This is a genomic window from Microbacterium sp. M3 (assembly GCF_033548675.1).
Classification (GTDB): Bacteria; Actinomycetota; Actinomycetes; order Actinomycetales; family Microbacteriaceae; genus Microbacterium; species Microbacterium arthrosphaerae.
The window spans coordinates 82,822-98,444 of the sequence record NZ_JAWTZT010000002.1; the positions used below are offsets into that span (position 1 = coordinate 82,822).

A 15,623-nucleotide genomic window follows, 5' to 3' on the forward strand; every position below is an offset into this window, starting at 1 on the left:
TGATGCGTGCCGGGTCAAGGTTGAGCGAGCGAGGAACGAGCGAGACGAAACCCCGCAACATGCAGAAGGCGGATGCCGGGAGTCCCGGCATCCGCTCTCCATGTCCTGATCAGCTGAGCGAGACGTTCGTGGTGTTCACCGGCACGGCGTAGAGCTCGTCGATGTCGCCGGCGAAGTCGGCCAGGATCACGTTGCGCTTGATGCTCATCTTCGGCGTGAGGTGTCCGCTCGCCTCGGTCCACTCCGACGGGAGGATCGTGAACTTGCGGATGGACTCGGCGCGCGACACGTGCTTGTTGGCGATGTCGATCGCCCGCTGCACCTCGGCGCGCACCGCGTCGTTCTTCGCGGCGTCGGCGAGCGACATGTCGGCGGGGAGGTTGTTGTTCGACAGCCACGCCGGCAGCATCTCGGGGTCGAGCGTGACCAGCGCCGAGATGAACGGCTTCTGGTCGCCGACGACGACGACCTGGCCCACGATCGGGTTGGCGCGGATCGGGTCTTCGAGGGCGGCCGGGGCGACGTTCTTGCCGCCGGCGGTCACGATGATCTCCTTCTTGCGCCCGGTGATGGTGAGGAAGCCCTCGTCATCGAACGAGCCGATGTCGCCGGTCTTGAACCAGTCGCCGTCGAAGGCCTCCGCGGTCGCCTCCGGGTTGCGCCAGTACTCCTTGAAGACGTTGACGCCGCGCACCTGCACCTCGCCGTCCTCGCCCAGCCGGATGCCGACGCCCGGGATCACCGGACCCACGGTGCCGATCTTGGACTTGCGCGCCTGGTTGACCGTGGCCGGGGCGGTGGTCTCGGTGAGGCCGTAGCCCTCGAGGATCGTGACACCCAGGCTGTGGAAGAAGTGCCCGAGGCGCGGCCCGAGCGGCGCCGAGCCCGACACGGCGTACGTGACGCGGCCGCCCATGGCGGTGCGCAGCTTGCTGTAGACGAGCTTGTCGAAGAGGCCGAACTTGATCTTCGTCAGGAACGGGATCTTCTTGCCCTCCTGCTGCAGACGCGAGTGCTCCACGGCGGTGTGCGCGGCGGCGCGGAAGATCTTGCCCTTGCCGCCGGCCTCGGCCTTCTGCTCGGCGGAGTTGTAGACCTTCTCGAAGACGCGCGGCACGGCCAGCAGGAACGTCGGCTGGAACGAGCCGAGCGCCGGCAGCAGCTGCTTCGTGTCGGGCTGGTGACCGGTCTTGACACCCGCCTGGATGTTGAGGATCGAGATGAACCGGGCGAACACGTGCGCCGTCGTGATGAACAGCAGCGTCGAGGCGCCCGGCGTCTCGAAGACCTCGCGGTTGGAGCGCGACGCGTTGCGGGTGAGCTCGACGAAGTTGCTGTGGGTGAGCACGCAGCCCTTGGGACGACCGGTCGATCCCGACGTGTAGATGAGGGTCGCGATGTCGGCGCCGTTGGCCAGGTTGCGGCGGCGCTCGATCTCGTCGTCGCTGACGTCGGCCCCGGCGGTGACGAGCTTGTCGAGGTCGCCGGCGTGCATCTCCCACGCCGAACGGATCAGCGGGAGCTCGGCGCGCACCTCGGCGACGCGGGCGGAGTGCTCGGGGTGCTCGGTGATGACGGCGATGGCGCCCGAGTCGGACAGGTTCCACTGGATCTGCGCCGCCGAGCTGGTCTCGTAGATCGGCACCATGACAGCGCCGGCGTAGAAGAGCGCGAAGTCGACCAGCGTCCAGTCGTACGTCGTGCGCGCGATGAAACCGACCTTGTCGCCGGGCTCGATGCCGCTGGCGGCGAAGCCCTTGGCCAGCGCGACGACCTGCTTCTGGAATTCGGCGGCGCTGATGTCGCGCCATCCGCCGCCCTCGGGCACCGCGAACAGTGCGAGATCGGGCGTCGCCTTGACGCGCTCGACCAGAAGATCGGTGATGTTGGCCTGCGGATCGGCGGGGACGATCGCGGGGACTTCGAACTGGACCACGGCAGCTCCTTCGGTACCGGACGACATAATCTCGGGTGGATCTCATCCGAGTCTAATCAGGTGTCACATCCTGCTCAGGCGTCCATGTGGATGGCGGGGCCTGGATAGACTTCATGGCGCTCGTCGCGCGCGCGACGAGCGGAGAGGGGCACAGTGCTCAAGGTCGGCATCGACATCGGCGGAACGAAGATCGCGGGCGGGGTCGTGGACTCCGACGGCGGGATCGTCGAGCAGCTCCGCGTCGACACGCCGACCGACACCGCCGCGCTCGCCCAGGCCGTCGTCGACATGGCGCGCTACTTCCGCGCCGGGCACGAGGTGGCCGCGGTGGGCGTCGCGGCCGCCGGTTTCATCGACCGCGACCGGGCCACGGTGATCCACGCCCCCAACATCGCGTGGCACAACGAGCCTCTCAAGGCGACCCTCGAAGCGGGCATCGGCCTGCCGGTCACCATCGAGAACGACGCCAACGCCGCCGGCTGGGCCGAGTTCCGCTTCGGCGCAGGCCGCGGCGTCGACCACATGGTGATGCTCACGATGGGCACCGGCGTCGGCGGGGCGATCGTGCTCGACGGCAAGCTCTTCCGGGGCGGGCACGGCATCGCGGCCGAGCTCGGACACATCCGCTTCATCCGCGAGGGCCTGCTGTGCGGCTGCGGTCAGCGCGGATGCCTCGAGCAGTACGCCTCCGGCCGCGCTCTGCAGCGCGAAGCCGGCGCCATCGCCGACGAGGGCGGGATCGGTGCGGCCCTGGCCGCGCATCGCGCGGAGCACGGGTCGATCAGCGGTCCGGCCGTGTCACGGCTGGTGCTCGCCGGCGATCCCGGCGCCGCCGAGGCGCTGCGCCGTGTCGCCACGGCGCTCGGCGAGGCGTGCGGCGGGTTCCAGGCGGTGCTCGACCCCCAGCTGTTCGTGATCGGCGGCGGCGTCGCCCAGCTGGGCGATGCGCTCCTCGAGCCCATGCGCCTGGCGTATGAGCGGTCGCTGCCCGGCTACGGCGACCGGCCGGTGGCGACCTTCGCGATCGCCCGGCTCGTGAACGACGCGGGCCTCATCGGCGCCGCCGATCTGGCGGGAACAGAGGCGTAGCGCGATGTTCTACTGGCTGATGAAGTACGTGGTGATCGGACCGATCGTGAAGGCGATCTGGCGCCCGTGGATCGTCGGCCGTCGCAACGTCCCTGCCGAGGGGGCGGCCATCCTCGCGAGCAACCACCTGTCGTTCGTCGACTCGATCTTCCTGCCGCTCATGCTCGACCGCCCCGTGGTCTTCCTCGCCAAGAGCGACTACTTCACCGGCAAGGGGCTCAAGGGCTGGGCGACGCGCATGTTCTTCAAGGGCACCGGGCAGCTTCCGATCGACCGATCCGGGGGCAAGGCGTCCGAGGCATCCCTCAACACCGGGCTGCAGGTGCTCGGCAACGGCGACCTCCTCGGCATCTATCCCGAGGGCACGCGCAGCCCCGACGGCAAGCTGTACCGCGGCCGCACGGGCATCGCCCGCATGGCGCTGGAGGCCCACGTCCCCGTGGTGCCCGTGGTGATGGTCGACACCGACACGATGATGCCGATCGGCACGACGGTCCCGCGCATCGTGCGAGTCGGCATCGTGATCGGCGAGCCGCTGGACTTCTCGAGGTTCGAGGGCATGGAGGGCGACCGCTACATCCTCCGCTCGATCACCGACGAGATCATGGTCGCGCTGCAGCGGCTGGGGGAGCAGGAGTACGAGGACGTCTACGCCTCCACGGTCAAGGACCGGCTGAAGCCGAAGGCCCGCTGAGCGCTCCGCGCACGCCCGGTCTCGCGGTCGTCACGCGGCGCCGGCCCGCTGCACGCCGCGGCTAGAATCGGGGAATGCTCCAGCACCTCGACGCACTCGACCACTGGCGGACCCTGCCCATCAAGCAGCAGCCGCAGTGGTATGACGCCGACGCGGTGGCTGAGGCATCCGCTGAACTGGCCACGCTGCCCCCGCTGGTCTTCGCCGGCGAGGTCGACAATCTGCGCGACCGCCTCGCGCGCGCCGCGTCGGGCAACGCGTTCCTGCTGCAGGGCGGCGACTGCGCCGAGACCTTCGCTGGTGCGACGGCCGAGCAGATCCGCAACCGGATCAAGACGGTGCTCCAGATGGCCGTGGTCCTGACGTACGGCGCATCCATGCCCGTCGTGAAGATGGGCCGCATGGCCGGCCAGTTCGCGAAGCCGCGGTCCAGCGACACGGAGACGCGCGGCGACGTGACCCTGCCGGCCTACCGCGGCGACATCGTCAACGGCTACGACTTCACCGAGCACTCGCGCAAGGCCGACCCCGGCCGGCTGCTCAAGGGCTACCACACGGCCGCGTCGACCATCAACCTCATCCGGGCGTTCACACAGGGCGGCTTCGCGGACCTCCGCGAGGTGCACTCGTGGAACAAGGGCTTCGCGCAGAACCCGGCCAACCAGCAGTACGAGCGCATGGCGACCGAGATCGATCGCGCCATCCGCTTCATGGAGGCCGCCGGAGCAGACTTCGACGAGCTCAAGCGCGTCGAGTTCTACACCGGCCACGAGGGCCTGCTGATGGACTACGAGCGTCCGCTCACGCGCATCGACTCGCGCACGAACACGCCGTACAACACCTCGGCGCACTTCCTGTGGATCGGCGAGCGCACCCGCGACCTCGACGGCGCCCACGTCGACTACTTCTCCAAGATCCGCAACCCCATCGGGGTGAAGCTGGGCCCGACGACGACGGCCGAGACAGCGCTCGCGCTCATCGACAAGCTCGACCCGAACCGCGAGCCCGGCCGTCTCACCTTCATCACGCGCATGGGCGCCGGCAAGATCCGCGACGCACTGCCGCCGCTGCTCGAGGCCGTGAAGGACTCGGGCGCGACGCCGCTGTGGGTCACCGACCCCATGCACGGCAACGGCATCACGACGCCCACCGGATACAAGACCCGTCGCTTCGACGACGTCGTCGACGAGGTCCGCGGCTTCTTCGAGGCGCACCGCGCCGTCGGCACCTTCCCGGGCGGCATCCACGTCGAGCTCACCGGCGACGACGTGACCGAGTGCCTGGGCGGCTCCGAGCAGATCGACGAGGCCACCCTGGCGACGCGCTACGAGTCGCTGTGCGATCCCCGCCTCAACCACATGCAGTCCCTCGAGCTCGCCTTCCTCGTGGCCGAGGAGCTCGAGAAGCGCTGACGCTGCCCCCGGACACGAAGAAGATCCCGGATGCCTCGGCCGAGGCATCCGGGATCTTCTCTGTCTGCCGGGGTCTCGGCGGCGCCGGCGCCACGGCGCACCCACGCCGCGGCGCACCGGCTGTTGCGATGAGACCTCACGACAGCACCGTCCGCAGGCGTGGTTCGGTGCTGTTGTGAGGTCTCATCGCAAGAGCAGAGCAGGACGAATCCCGCGGGCCGCGTCGGCATCGCCACAACCGCTTGGGTTCCGCCGCCCTCGTTCGTTGTGGCGCGAGACCGCACGATCGCACCGTTCGTGCCCGGCGTACGGTGCGTTCGTGAGGTCTCGTCGTGAGCTGTGGAGAGTCGCGACGCCGTGCGGAGATCTTCGGGAGGATCGACGGATGCCGCGCCGCAGACTTCCCCTCCCACTCACCGGTTCGCCCTTCACAACGGCCGACGCCCGCGCACAGGGTGTTGACCGCGGGCGTCTGCGTGGTCGGGATGTCATCCACCCGCATCACGGGATCCACATCGAGGTCGGCTGCGCGCAGGACGACGGCGCGATGGCGCGGTGCGAGCGGCTCATCCCTGCCCTGGGCCCGAACCACTGGTTCAGTCACCGCACAGCCGCGCGCATCTGGGGCATCCCGCTCGCGCCGGCGTACTCGCCGCACGAAGGACTGCATGTGCTCGCGGTGGGCACACGCGTCGCAGTTCGCCACGCCGGCGTGATCGGATGGGTGACGGGGGATGACCTGGTCGAGCGCGGCATGTTCGATCTCCTGCCGGTGGTGTCGCCGGCGGAGGCCTGGTGCCAGCTCGCTCAACGAGGAGCCGTCGTGAGCGGCCAGGTGATCGCGCACGAGTGGCTCGTGGCAGCTGCCGACTATGTCCTGACCGGCAGACGGCTCGCCGACGGCACGCGTGCCGCGCCCCTGAGCACGGTCGAGGAACTGCGAGCGGCGATCGCGCGGCGGGGGCGAGGCCGGGGAACCGCCGCGCTCCGCCGGGCACTCGACGACGCACGGTTCCCGGTGGACTCGCCGTACGAGACTCTCACGCGGCTCGGACTCGTCGCGAACGGCCTCCCGGAGCCGCAGGTGCAGGTGGCCGTCGAGACGTCGATCGGCGTGCGCCACGCCGACCTGGGGTACCGCCGCGAGAAGCTGCTCATCGAGTATCAAGGCGAGGAGCATCGCACCTCACGCAAGCGGTGGCTCGCCGACCTGACCCGGGTTCAGCTCTTCCAGGACGCCGGGTACGAGGTCTTCCTCATCGGCGCCGACGACGTCGTGCCCGACTGCTCAGCCCTCGCCGCGCGGGTGGCGCGCTTCCTGCGCCGCGGGACCTGACATCTGGGGCTTGTGGCCGGTGCGAGAACGCACGAATGCACCGTGCGGAGCCGAAGTTCGGTGCTGTTGTGAGGTCTCGTCGCGATAGTCAGGTGCGCGCGGATACCGGGGAACGGGGCATCCGCTGTTCAGCTCGTCGGCGCATGCGTGGGGGCGGTGCTGGGCCGCGCGGCCGGTGCGAGACCGCACGAATGCACCGTGCGAGGCTGGACCTTGGTGCTGTTGTGAGGTCTCGTCGCGATAGTCAGGTGCGCGCGGATGCCGGGGACCGGGGCATCCGCTGTTCAGCTCGTCGGCGCATGCGTGGGGGCGGTGCTGGGCCGCGCGGCCGGTGCGAGACCGCACGAATGCACCGTACGAGGCTGGACCTTGGTGCTGTTGTGAGGTCTCGTCGCGAGAGTCAGGTGCGCGCGGATGCCGGGGGCCGCGGCATCCGCTGTTCAGCTCGTCAGCGCATGTGTGGGGGCGGTGCTGGGCCGTGCGGCCGGTGCGAGACCGCACGAATGCACCGTACGAGGCTGGACCTTGGTGCTGTTGTGAGGTCTCGTCGCGAGAGTCAGGTGCGCGCGGATGCCGGGGGCCGCGGCATCCGCTGTTCAGCTCGTCGGCGCATACGTGGGGGCGGTGCTGGGCCGCGCGGCCGGTGCGAGACCGCACGAATGCACCGTGCGAGGCTGGACCTTGGTGCTGTTGTGAGGTCTCGTCGCGATAGTCAGGTGCGCGCGGATGTCGGGGACCGGGGCATCCGCGGTGCAGCTCGTCGGCGCATGCGCGGGGGCGGTGCTGGGCCGCGCGGCCGATGCGAGACCGCACGAATGCACTGTGCGGGGCTGGATCTTGGTGCTGTTGTGAGGTCTCGTCGCGATCGTCAGGTGCGCGCGGATGCCGGGGGCCGCGGCATCCGCTGTTCAGCTCGTCGGCGCATGCGCGGGGGCGGCGCCGGGGCTTGCGGCCGGTGCGAGAACGCACGAATGCACCCTGCGGGGCCGGAGTTCGGTGCTGTTGTGAGGTCTCGTCGCGATGGTCGGGTGCTGCCGGATGCCGGGGCCGCGGCATCCGCTGAACCGGTGGCGGCGCATGCGTGGGGGCGGTGCTGGGCCGCGCGGCCGGTGCGAGCCCGCACGAATGCACCGTGCGGGGCTGGAGTTTGGTGCTGTTGTGAGGTCTCGTCGCGATGGTCGGGTGCTGCCGGATGCCGGGGCTGCGGCATCCGCTGAACCGGTGGCGGCGCATGCGTGGGGGCGGTGCTGGGCCGCGCGGCCGGTGCGAGACCGCACGAATGCACCGTGCCGGGCCGAAGTTCGGTGCTGTTGCGAGGTCTCGTCGCGATGGTCAGGTGCTGCCGGATGCCGGGGGCCGCGGCATCCGCCGTTCAACTCGTCGGCTGACGCGCCAGGCCTGCGGGGGTCAGAGGGCGGCGGCGATGCGCAGGGAGATCACGGTGCCGCGCGGCTCCATGTCGCCGGCGTCGGGCTTCTGCGACTCGACGCGGGTGAACGGGTCGGGGAAGGCGTCCCAGCGGTCGTCGTAGTCGATGGTGAAGCCGGCGTCCTCCGCCGCCTTGCGCGCTTCGGCCAGGGTCAGATCGACGAGGTTGGGGACGGCGAAGAGCGGGGGACCGGTCGACACCACCAGCGTCACGGTGTCGCCGGGGGCGAGCCAGCCGCCGTCGTCCTTGCCGATGAGGCGGATGACGCGGCCCTCGTCGACCTGGTCGCTCGCCTCGGTCTGACTGGGGTCCGCGACGACCAGCTGCAGGCCCTCGAGGGTGCTGCGCGCCTTGCCCTCGCTCTCGCCCGCGACGTCGGGGAGCGGCCCGAGGGAGACCTGGAGGCGGGCGGTGTCGCCCTGGTGCACGCTGCAGCCGTCGAGGCACGCGACGTCGCCGGAGCCGTCGTCGGGTGCACCGGCGGGGCGGATGCTCACGCCGATCACCGTTCCGGCGGCCGCATCGGTGAAGAACGTCGCGCTCTCCTCGGGGACGCCGACGGACTGCGCCTCGAGCGTCGCACGCGCGTCGGCCTCGGCGACCCCGGCGAACGAGCCGAAGTCCGCGGCGGCCGGACCGAGCGAGACGAACACCGTCACCGACGAGTCGCGGTCGACGCGGGTGCCGCCGGTCGGATCGGTGCGGATCACGGTACCCGCGGGAACCTCGAGGCTGTTCTCACCCTGCTCCGTGGCGACCAGCGAATCCTGCGCGAGGATGTCGGACGCCTCCTGGAACGAGGTCACGCCCGTGACATCGGCGACCGGCACCAGCGAACCCGGCCCCGAGCCGAACCACCACCCGAGACCGCCGGCGAGGGCGGCGAGCAGCAGCACCAGCACCACCAGCCATGCCCCGCGCGTGCGGCGGCGCCGGGTCGCGCGGCGCAGGCGGCCGGCGTTGTCGGCGTCGTCGATCGCGGCCGTCGGCCCGGTCGCCGCGGCCGGCAGCACCGCGGTCAGCTCGCCCGTCTGCACGCCGGTCTCGCGGATCACGCCCACGGGCCCGGTGCGCGTGACGTTCGGCGTGATGCCGAGCTCGCGCTCGATCTCGCGCAGCCGCTGCAGCATCTCGCGCGCGTCGATCGGACGCTCGTCGGGGGACTTCTCGGTGGCCCACAGCACCAGCTCGTCGAGCGGCTCGGGGACGCCGGGGTTCTTCACGCTCGGGCGGGGGACCGAGTCGGTCGCGTGCTGGAACGCGATCTGCATCGGCTGCTCGCCCTTGTAGGGCTGCTCGCCGGTGAGCATCTCGTACAGCATGATGCCGATGGCATAGATGTCGCTGCGGGCATCCGCGGTGCCTCGTGTGACGAGCTCGGGTGCCAGGTAGGCGATCGTTCCGAGCAGCTGCGCGCCCGACGCGGTGTTGGCGGTCGTGGCGCGCGCCAGGCCGAAGTCGCCGATCTTGATGCGGCCGTCCTCGGCGAGCAGCACGTTCTCGGGCTTCACGTCACGGTGGACGATGCCCGCCCTGTGCGCGGCGGCCAGTCCCGACAGCACGGCGTCGAGGATCGACACCGCCTGCGGCACGGTGAGCCGGCGCTGCTCGCGCAGCAGCTCGCGCAGCGTGATGCCCGGCAGGTACTCCATGACGAGGTACGCCATGTCGCCGTCCTGGCCCTGGTCGAAGACGTTGACCACGTGCGGGTCGGCGAGCCGCGCGGCCGCGCGGGCCTCCTGGATGAACCGGCTCTGGAACACGGTGTCGTCGCTGAGGTGGCCGTGCATGACCTTGAGCGCGACGCGGCGCTCGAGGCGCAGGTCGGTCGCGACGTACACGGTCGCCATGCCGCCGCGGGCGATGCGAGCACGCACCCGGTACCGGCCGTCGACGAGACGGCCGATCAGCGGGTCCGTCTGCTGACTCGTGCTCACGCTGAGAGTCTACGGACGCGCACCTGCGAGCCGGCGGAGCGGCTCACCCTGCGACCGTTCTGTGACCAAGAGCGGCGTGGCCGCGGCGGCGCGTCCGCATCGATCAGCCGAGCGCGGCGAGCCACGAGTAGGCGGGGGCCTCCCACTTGGCGTATGCGTCGGGGTAGGCCGAGATCTGCACCGCCTGCGCGGCCTGTGCGAAGGTGAGATTCTGCCAGCCCGGCACGTCGAGCAGTCCGCGGGTGCGCGATCCGTTCGGATCGCCCGCACCGCCGTAGAACACCCGGGTGGCGCGCGCGGCGTCCTGCACCTCTGCCGCGGTGCCCCACCCGTAGCTCGGCCGCTGCTGGAAGAGACCCAGCGAGTCGCGGTCGCCGAACGCCACGTTGCGCAGCGAGGACTCCTGCATCGCGGTGCCGAGCGCGATCGCGATCGCCCGGTCGGGCACGCCGATCTCGCGCCCGATCCGGATGATCAGCTGCGCGTTGCCCGCCTGCTCGGCCGTGAGGCCGGGCACGGCGGGAGCCGCTGACGGGATCTTGATGGTCTGACCCGGATAGATGATCGACGACCACCCCAGGCCGTTCGCCGCGAGCACCGCATTCGCGGTCACGCCGTAGCGCCCGGCGATGCCGCTGACCGTGTCGCCCGCGGCGACGGTGTGCGTTCCCGCCGCCGCGTTCGGCGCGGGGGCCGGCGCGGGGGCCGGCGCGGGCGCGGGCGCCGGAGCGGGGGCGGATGCCGCAGCCCCGGCACCCGGGATGCTGAGGGTCTGCCCGGGGTAGATGATCGACGACCAGCCGAGCCCGTTCGCGCCGAGCACCGCGCTGGTCGTCGTGCCATGGCGCCGCGCGATCGCGCTGATCGTGTCGCCGGCCTGCACGGTGTACGTCGCGCTCGCAGGGGCCGGTGCCGGTGCCGGCGCGGGAGCGGCAGGCGCTGCGGTCGCCGCGCTGAGCTTCAGGACCTGTCCGGGGTAGATGGTCGACGACCAGCCCAGTCCGTTGAGCGCCAGCACGTCGGTGGTGCGCAGCCCGTAGCGCGCGGCGATGCGGCTGATGGTGTCGCCGCGCAGCACGGTGTGGGTGGGCGGCGCCGGTTCGACGGCGGTGCGGAGTGCCGCCGCACGGGGCGTCGCGACGCCGGAGACGCGCGGAATGCTCACAGTCGCCGCCGAGCCGGCGCCGACGCCTGCCGACAGTGCTGGGCTGCGCGGGACGCTCAGTGCAGGGCCCGCGGCATCCGTCGTCATCGCGTGCGCCGGCACCGCGCTGAGCGTCAGTGCCACCGAACCCGCGACCGCGACCGGCACGCCGGCGAAGAGCGCGCGCGGCGGGACGGGCGCCCGATGGACGTGATTGCTGGTACTCCGGACTCGTCGCACGAGTTTCCCCCCTCAGCCGACTTCGAAAACCGTGTCACGGAAGTGCACCGGTGTCAACGGGTGCTATAAGGAGTGACTGCTGTGACGGATGTGACAAGTGGTGCGGAGCCCGTGCCGGATGGATCTGGGATAGTTGCTTCCGTGACCTCTGACGACGTTTCGCGGTTCGAGACCGACTGGCTCACCCTTCCCGACCTGGTGGAGGTGCTCGGCGAGCCGCTCGGCCGCGTCCGCCGCCTCCTCGACGAGTCGTATCTCGTCGGCACTCGCCGCGACGGCGCTCTCAAGGTGCCGTCCGTGTTCATCGTGGACGGCGAGCCACTGCACTCGCTCCGCGGCACCGTCATCGTGCTGCACGACGCCGGCTTCTCGGACGACGAGGCGATCGACTGGCTGCTGAGCCCGGACGACACCATCGGCCTCGCCCCGATCGAGGCGCTGCTCGCCGGGCGCAAGAGCGAGGTCCGTCGGGTCGCCCGGACCCTCGCCTGACGCGACCACGCGTCCGCGGTCGGCGCGGGCTCAGGTCGTGCGCACCGTCGCGGCGCGCGCGAGATCGCGCAGCTCGCCGACGGCGGCGTTGCCGAGCCGGGCGCCCGAGAGCGCGCGATCGGCCTCGCGCGCGTACGTCTCGATGAGCTGCTCGACGCGGTCCAGCGCTCCGGCGTCGACGATCGTCTGCTGCAGCGCCGCGATCTGCTCGGCGTCGAGCGACGGATCCCCGACGAGCTCGTCCATGATGCGCCGCGCCGTCGGGCTCAGCGCCTCGCGCGCGTAGGCGATGAGGACCGTGCGCTTGCCCTCGCGCAGGTCGTCGCCGGACGGCTTGCCGGTCGCCGCCTCGTCGCCGAAGACGCCCAGCACGTCGTCGCGGAGCTGGAACGCCATTCCGAGCGGATGCCCGAAGGCTGCGAGGGCAGCGGCCTGCTCGGCGTCCGCTCCGGCCAGGGCCGCGCCGATCGCGAGCGGCTGCTGCACGCTGTAGCGGGCGGACTTGTACGAGGCGACCCGCAGGGCGCGCTCGGCGTGCCGGTCGTCGGGCTCGGTGACGAACGCCGATTCCTCGGCGACGTCGAGGAACTGCCCGAGCGTCACCTCGCGGCGCATGAGTGCGTACTGCCGCCGCGCGGCCGCTGCCCGGTCGGGCGAGGCCTGGGCCAGCCCCTCTTCGAGGAGGTCGTCGCTCCACGCGACGAGGAGGTCGCCGAGAAGGATGGCCGCCGACCGGCCGAACGACGCGGCGTCGCCCCGCCACCCGGACCGGCGGTGGCCCGTCTCGAGCGCGCGATGCGCCGCCGGGCGGCCGCGTCGCGTGTCGGAGTTGTCGATGAGGTCGTCGTGGACGAGTGCTGCGGCGTGGAAGACCTCGAGGGCGGCCGCCGCGGCGACCACCGGGTCCGGGGCGTCCCTGCTGCGCGAGGTGGCGTCCTCCACTGCCCTCCACCCGGCGAGGCAGAAGCGACCGCGAAGGCGCTTTCCACCGGTCACGGCGTCGGCGGCGGCCTCGATGAAGCGCACCGCGTCGGCTCCGGCATCCGTCACCGTCGCGCGTTGCCCCGAGACGAACATGTCCACTCGCTGGGAAATGGCTTCGATCGGCTCTGCGGGGGCGGACACGGGCCTAGCCTAGTGAGGAACGGCACGCGTACAATCGAGCCACTGGAAGTACAGAGGGGGATGCATGCCACTCTCCGAACAGGAGCAGCGCCTGCTGGACGAGATGGAACGCCATCTCATGCGCAACGACGCGGATGTCGTCAGCGCGCCCCGCGACGGACGCACTCTGAGCTATCGCAACATCGTCTACGGCACCGTTCTCGTGCTCGTGGGCCTCGGCGGCCTGATCGTCGGCGTGTCGCAGCAGCTGATCGTCGTCGGGGTCATCGGCTTCGTCGTGATGCTGGGCGGCGTCGTCCTCGCCGTCACGCCGGCTCGCGGACCGGGCAAGATGCGTGTCGAGCCCGAGCGGCCGGCGAAACCCCGAGCCAACTCCTCGTTCATGGATCGCATGAACGATCGCTGGGACAAGAGGCAAGGCGAGCGCTGAGCCGCCCCGCCGCCTGATCCGGCACTGAGCACCGACCTTCGGGTCGGTGCTTTTTTCGTGCCCGCGAACCGCCCGCGCGCACCGTCAGGAGGAGTGCGGGGGAGTCTCATGTCACGTTTCGGTAGCGAAGTGGAGGAGAGTGGAGTAAAGTGGCGGACAACCCGGGGGGCCGGACGAAGGGGGCGTGATGTACCGATGCTTTTGGGCACGCACACTCCCAAGCTCGATGACAAAGGGCGCGTCATCCTCCCGGCCAAGTTCCGCGACGACCTGGGTGGGGGTGTCGTCGTGACACGCGGGCAGGATCGCTGCCTGTACGTGTTCAGCGAGAAGGAGTTCGAGCGGGTGCACGACCGCATCCGCGAGGCGCCGCTCGCGAACAAGCAGGCGCGCGACTTCCTGCGCATGTTCCTCTCGGGGGCGAGTGCCGAGAAGCCCGACAGTCAGAACCGCATCACCATCCCCCCTCCGCTGCGCGCATACGCCGGCCTGGAGCGAGACCTCGTCGTCACCGGCGTGGGCGCTCATGCCGAGATCTGGGACGCCACGGCATGGAACACCTATGCCGAGGCCAACGAAGAGAGCTACGCCGAGCTGGAGCAGGAGGTGATTCCGGGCCTGTTCTGAGGCTCGTCGCCTGGATCCCGACTCCCAGCCGCTCCCGCCCTGTCGCCACTTCCCCGGTGCCAGGTCAGAGCGGATGGGGATCAGGGTCCAGGGGATGGGAACCAGAGGTCCTGTCGATCATGAACCTGCGCGACATCCACACCCCCGTCATGCTCGAGCGCTGCATCGAGCTGCTGGCTCCGGCGCTCGAGCGCGACGGCGCCGTGTTCGTCGACGCGACGCTCGGCATGGGCGGGCACTCCGAGGCGTTCCTCGAGCGGTTCCCGCGGCTGCACCTGGTCGGGCTCGATCGCGACACCGACGCCCTCCGCATCGCGGGGGAGCGCCTGGCGCCGTTCGGCGACCGCGTGACCCTCGTCCACACCGTCTACGACGGCATCGCGGACGCCGTCGCGTCGGCCGGGTTCCCGGCGGCAGACGGCATCCTTTTCGATCTCGGCGTCTCGTCGCTGCAGCTCGACGTCCCAGACCGCGGCTTCGCGTACGCGCAGGATGCGCCGCTGGACATGCGGATGGACCAGTCCGCGGGCACGACCGCCGCCGAGATCCTCGCCACGTACGGTGAGGGCGACCTGCGCCGGATCTTCGAGCGCTACGGCGAGGAGAAGCTCGCCGGTCGCTACGCCCGGGCCATCATCGCGGCGCGCTCCGAGGCTCCCATCGACCGCTCGGGCCGGCTCGTCGAGATCCTCCAGGCGGCGACCCCGGCGGCCGTGCAGCGCACCGGGCACCCCGCCAAGCGCGTCTTCCAGGCGTTGCGAATCGAGGTCAACCGGGAGCTGTCGGTGCTCGAGCGCGCCGTGCCGTCCGCCCTCGGCATCCTGCCGGTGGGGGGACGCATCGTGGTGCTGTCGTACCAGTCCCTCGAGGACCGGCTCATCAAGCGCGCGCTGGCGGATGCCTCGGCCTCGACCGCGCCCGCCGGGCTGCCGGTCGAGCTGCCCGAGCACGCCCCGAAGTTCCGACTGCTCGTCAAAGGCGCCGAGCTCGCCACCGAGGAGGAGCGCGCGGTCAACCCGCGCGCGACGCCGGTGCGCCTGCGCGCCGCCGAGCGAGTGAGGGAAGACGCATGAGCCCGATCGCGAACGCCGCGGCCGCACCGGTCCTGACCGGCACGGCCGCACCGCGTCTGGCCGCTCCCGCGCCGGAGCGGACGGATGCCCCGCACCGGCGCCTGCGGGTGGTCGAGGCGCCGTCTCGCCGCCGCCGCCCGAAGCTGTTCTACGGCGTCGTCGCGGTGCTGGGGGCCTTCCTCATCGCCGCCGCGCAGATGGCGCTGTCGATCATGACCACACAGGGCACCTACGAGCTGGCCGCCCTGACGCAGGAGCAGCGCGACCTCACCTATCAGAAGCAGATCCTCTACGACGACGTCGCAGGACTCAGCTCGCCGCAGTACCTCGCCGCGAACGCGGCCGCGCTCGGCATGGTGATCAACGAGGCTCCGAGCTACCTGCGCCTCAGCGACGGCGCCCTCCTCGGGCCGTCGGAGGTCGCGATGGGATCGTCGTCGGTCGACGCGATCGGCCGCGGGGCCGTGGCCAACGCGCTCATCACCGACACACCCCTGGTAACCGTGCCTGACGCCACGATCGACGGCCTGCCGGTCGACGTCGCCGAGACGACCGACGGCGGGGTCGGCAACACTCCGCCGCCGATCACCGACGGACTGCCCACTCCGAGCACACACTGAACCGACGACACGAGCCCGCGGGACCACGTCCGGCGGAGA

14 protein-coding genes are annotated in these 15,623 nt (G+C 71.0%); 10 read left to right on the plus strand and 4 right to left on the minus strand.

Translation table 11 applies throughout. The features are described 5' to 3' along the window. Positions 1-109: 109 nt before the first annotated feature. Positions 110-1,936 (minus strand): AMP-dependent synthetase/ligase, encoded by a 1,827-nt coding sequence (locus R8Z57_RS05660; protein ID WP_318352809.1) that lies wholly within the window; start codon positions 1,934-1,936, stop codon positions 110-112. Positions 1,937-2,089: 153 nt separating this feature from the next. On the opposite strand from R8Z57_RS05660, the gene R8Z57_RS05665 reads away from it, so the two are divergent. The 4 genes from R8Z57_RS05665 (at position 2,090) to R8Z57_RS05680 (ending at position 6,467) form a co-directional block, all read left to right on the plus strand. Further along, entirely contained in the window at positions 2,090-3,025 is a 936-nt protein-coding gene (locus tag R8Z57_RS05665; RefSeq protein WP_318352810.1) for an ROK family glucokinase, read from the plus strand. A 4-nt stretch (positions 3,026-3,029) separates the two neighbouring features. After that, positions 3,030-3,719 carry a lysophospholipid acyltransferase family protein gene (locus R8Z57_RS05670; RefSeq protein WP_318352811.1) on the plus strand — a complete coding sequence of 230 codons (690 nt, stop codon included), beginning with the start codon at positions 3,030-3,032 and terminating at the stop codon, positions 3,717-3,719. Between the two features lie 74 nt (positions 3,720-3,793). Next, the gene (locus R8Z57_RS05675) at positions 3,794-5,131 is read left to right on the plus strand and encodes a class II 3-deoxy-7-phosphoheptulonate synthase (protein WP_318352812.1); all 1,338 of its coding nucleotides are present in this window, start codon (positions 3,794-3,796) and stop codon (positions 5,129-5,131) included. A gap of 385 nt (positions 5,132-5,516) precedes the next feature. Further along, a complete protein-coding gene (locus tag R8Z57_RS05680; protein ID WP_318352813.1) occupies positions 5,517-6,467 on the plus strand; it encodes a hypothetical protein in 951 nt (316 codons plus the stop codon). A 1,407-nt stretch (positions 6,468-7,874) separates the two neighbouring features. Here R8Z57_RS05680 and pknB read toward each other — a convergent pair. Further along, on the minus strand, positions 7,875-9,833 hold the full coding sequence (gene pknB, locus R8Z57_RS05685) for a Stk1 family PASTA domain-containing Ser/Thr kinase (protein WP_318352814.1): 1,959 nt from the start codon (positions 9,831-9,833) through the stop codon (positions 7,875-7,877). 103 nt (positions 9,834-9,936) lie between these two features. Beyond that, the gene (locus R8Z57_RS05690) at positions 9,937-10,998 is read right to left on the minus strand and encodes a LysM peptidoglycan-binding domain-containing protein (protein ID WP_318352815.1); all 1,062 of its coding nucleotides are present in this window, start codon (positions 10,996-10,998) and stop codon (positions 9,937-9,939) included. On the opposite strand from R8Z57_RS05690, the gene R8Z57_RS05695 reads away from it, so the two are divergent. After that, the gene (locus R8Z57_RS05695; protein WP_318352816.1) at positions 10,991-11,191 is read left to right on the plus strand and encodes a hypothetical protein; all 201 of its coding nucleotides are present in this window, start codon (positions 10,991-10,993) and stop codon (positions 11,189-11,191) included. The two genes, R8Z57_RS05690 and R8Z57_RS05695, sit on opposite strands and share 8 nt — an antisense overlap. 167 nt (positions 11,192-11,358) lie before the next feature. Beyond that, a complete protein-coding gene (locus R8Z57_RS05700) occupies positions 11,359-11,709 on the plus strand; it encodes an Rv2175c family DNA-binding protein (RefSeq protein ID WP_318352817.1) in 351 nt (116 codons plus the stop codon). 30 nt (positions 11,710-11,739) lie between these two features. Here R8Z57_RS05700 and R8Z57_RS05705 read toward each other — a convergent pair whose 3' ends face one another. Next, positions 11,740-12,834 carry a polyprenyl synthetase family protein gene (locus tag R8Z57_RS05705; RefSeq protein WP_318352818.1) on the minus strand — a complete coding sequence of 365 codons (1,095 nt, stop codon included), beginning with the start codon at positions 12,832-12,834 and terminating at the stop codon, positions 11,740-11,742. A 64-nt stretch (positions 12,835-12,898) separates the two neighbouring features. Between R8Z57_RS05705 and R8Z57_RS05710 the strand changes: the two genes are divergently transcribed. From R8Z57_RS05710 to R8Z57_RS05725, 4 genes are all read left to right on the plus strand, one after another. Beyond that, positions 12,899-13,264 carry a DUF3040 domain-containing protein gene (locus tag R8Z57_RS05710; protein WP_318352819.1) on the plus strand — a complete coding sequence of 122 codons (366 nt, stop codon included), beginning with the start codon at positions 12,899-12,901 and terminating at the stop codon, positions 13,262-13,264. Between the two features lie 195 nt (positions 13,265-13,459). After that, a complete protein-coding gene (mraZ, locus tag R8Z57_RS05715) occupies positions 13,460-13,891 on the plus strand; it encodes a division/cell wall cluster transcriptional repressor MraZ (RefSeq protein WP_056367092.1) in 432 nt (143 codons plus the stop codon). 119 nt (positions 13,892-14,010) lie between these two features. Continuing rightward, positions 14,011-14,964, plus strand: a complete 954-nt coding sequence (rsmH, locus tag R8Z57_RS05720) for a 16S rRNA (cytosine(1402)-N(4))-methyltransferase RsmH (protein ID WP_318352820.1) — start codon at positions 14,011-14,013, stop codon at positions 14,962-14,964. Further along, positions 14,961-15,584, plus strand: a complete 624-nt coding sequence (locus tag R8Z57_RS05725) for a hypothetical protein (RefSeq protein WP_318352821.1) — start codon at positions 14,961-14,963, stop codon at positions 15,582-15,584. Before rsmH ends, R8Z57_RS05725 begins: the two co-directional genes overlap by 4 nt. The last annotated feature ends 39 nt before the right edge of the window (positions 15,585-15,623 follow it).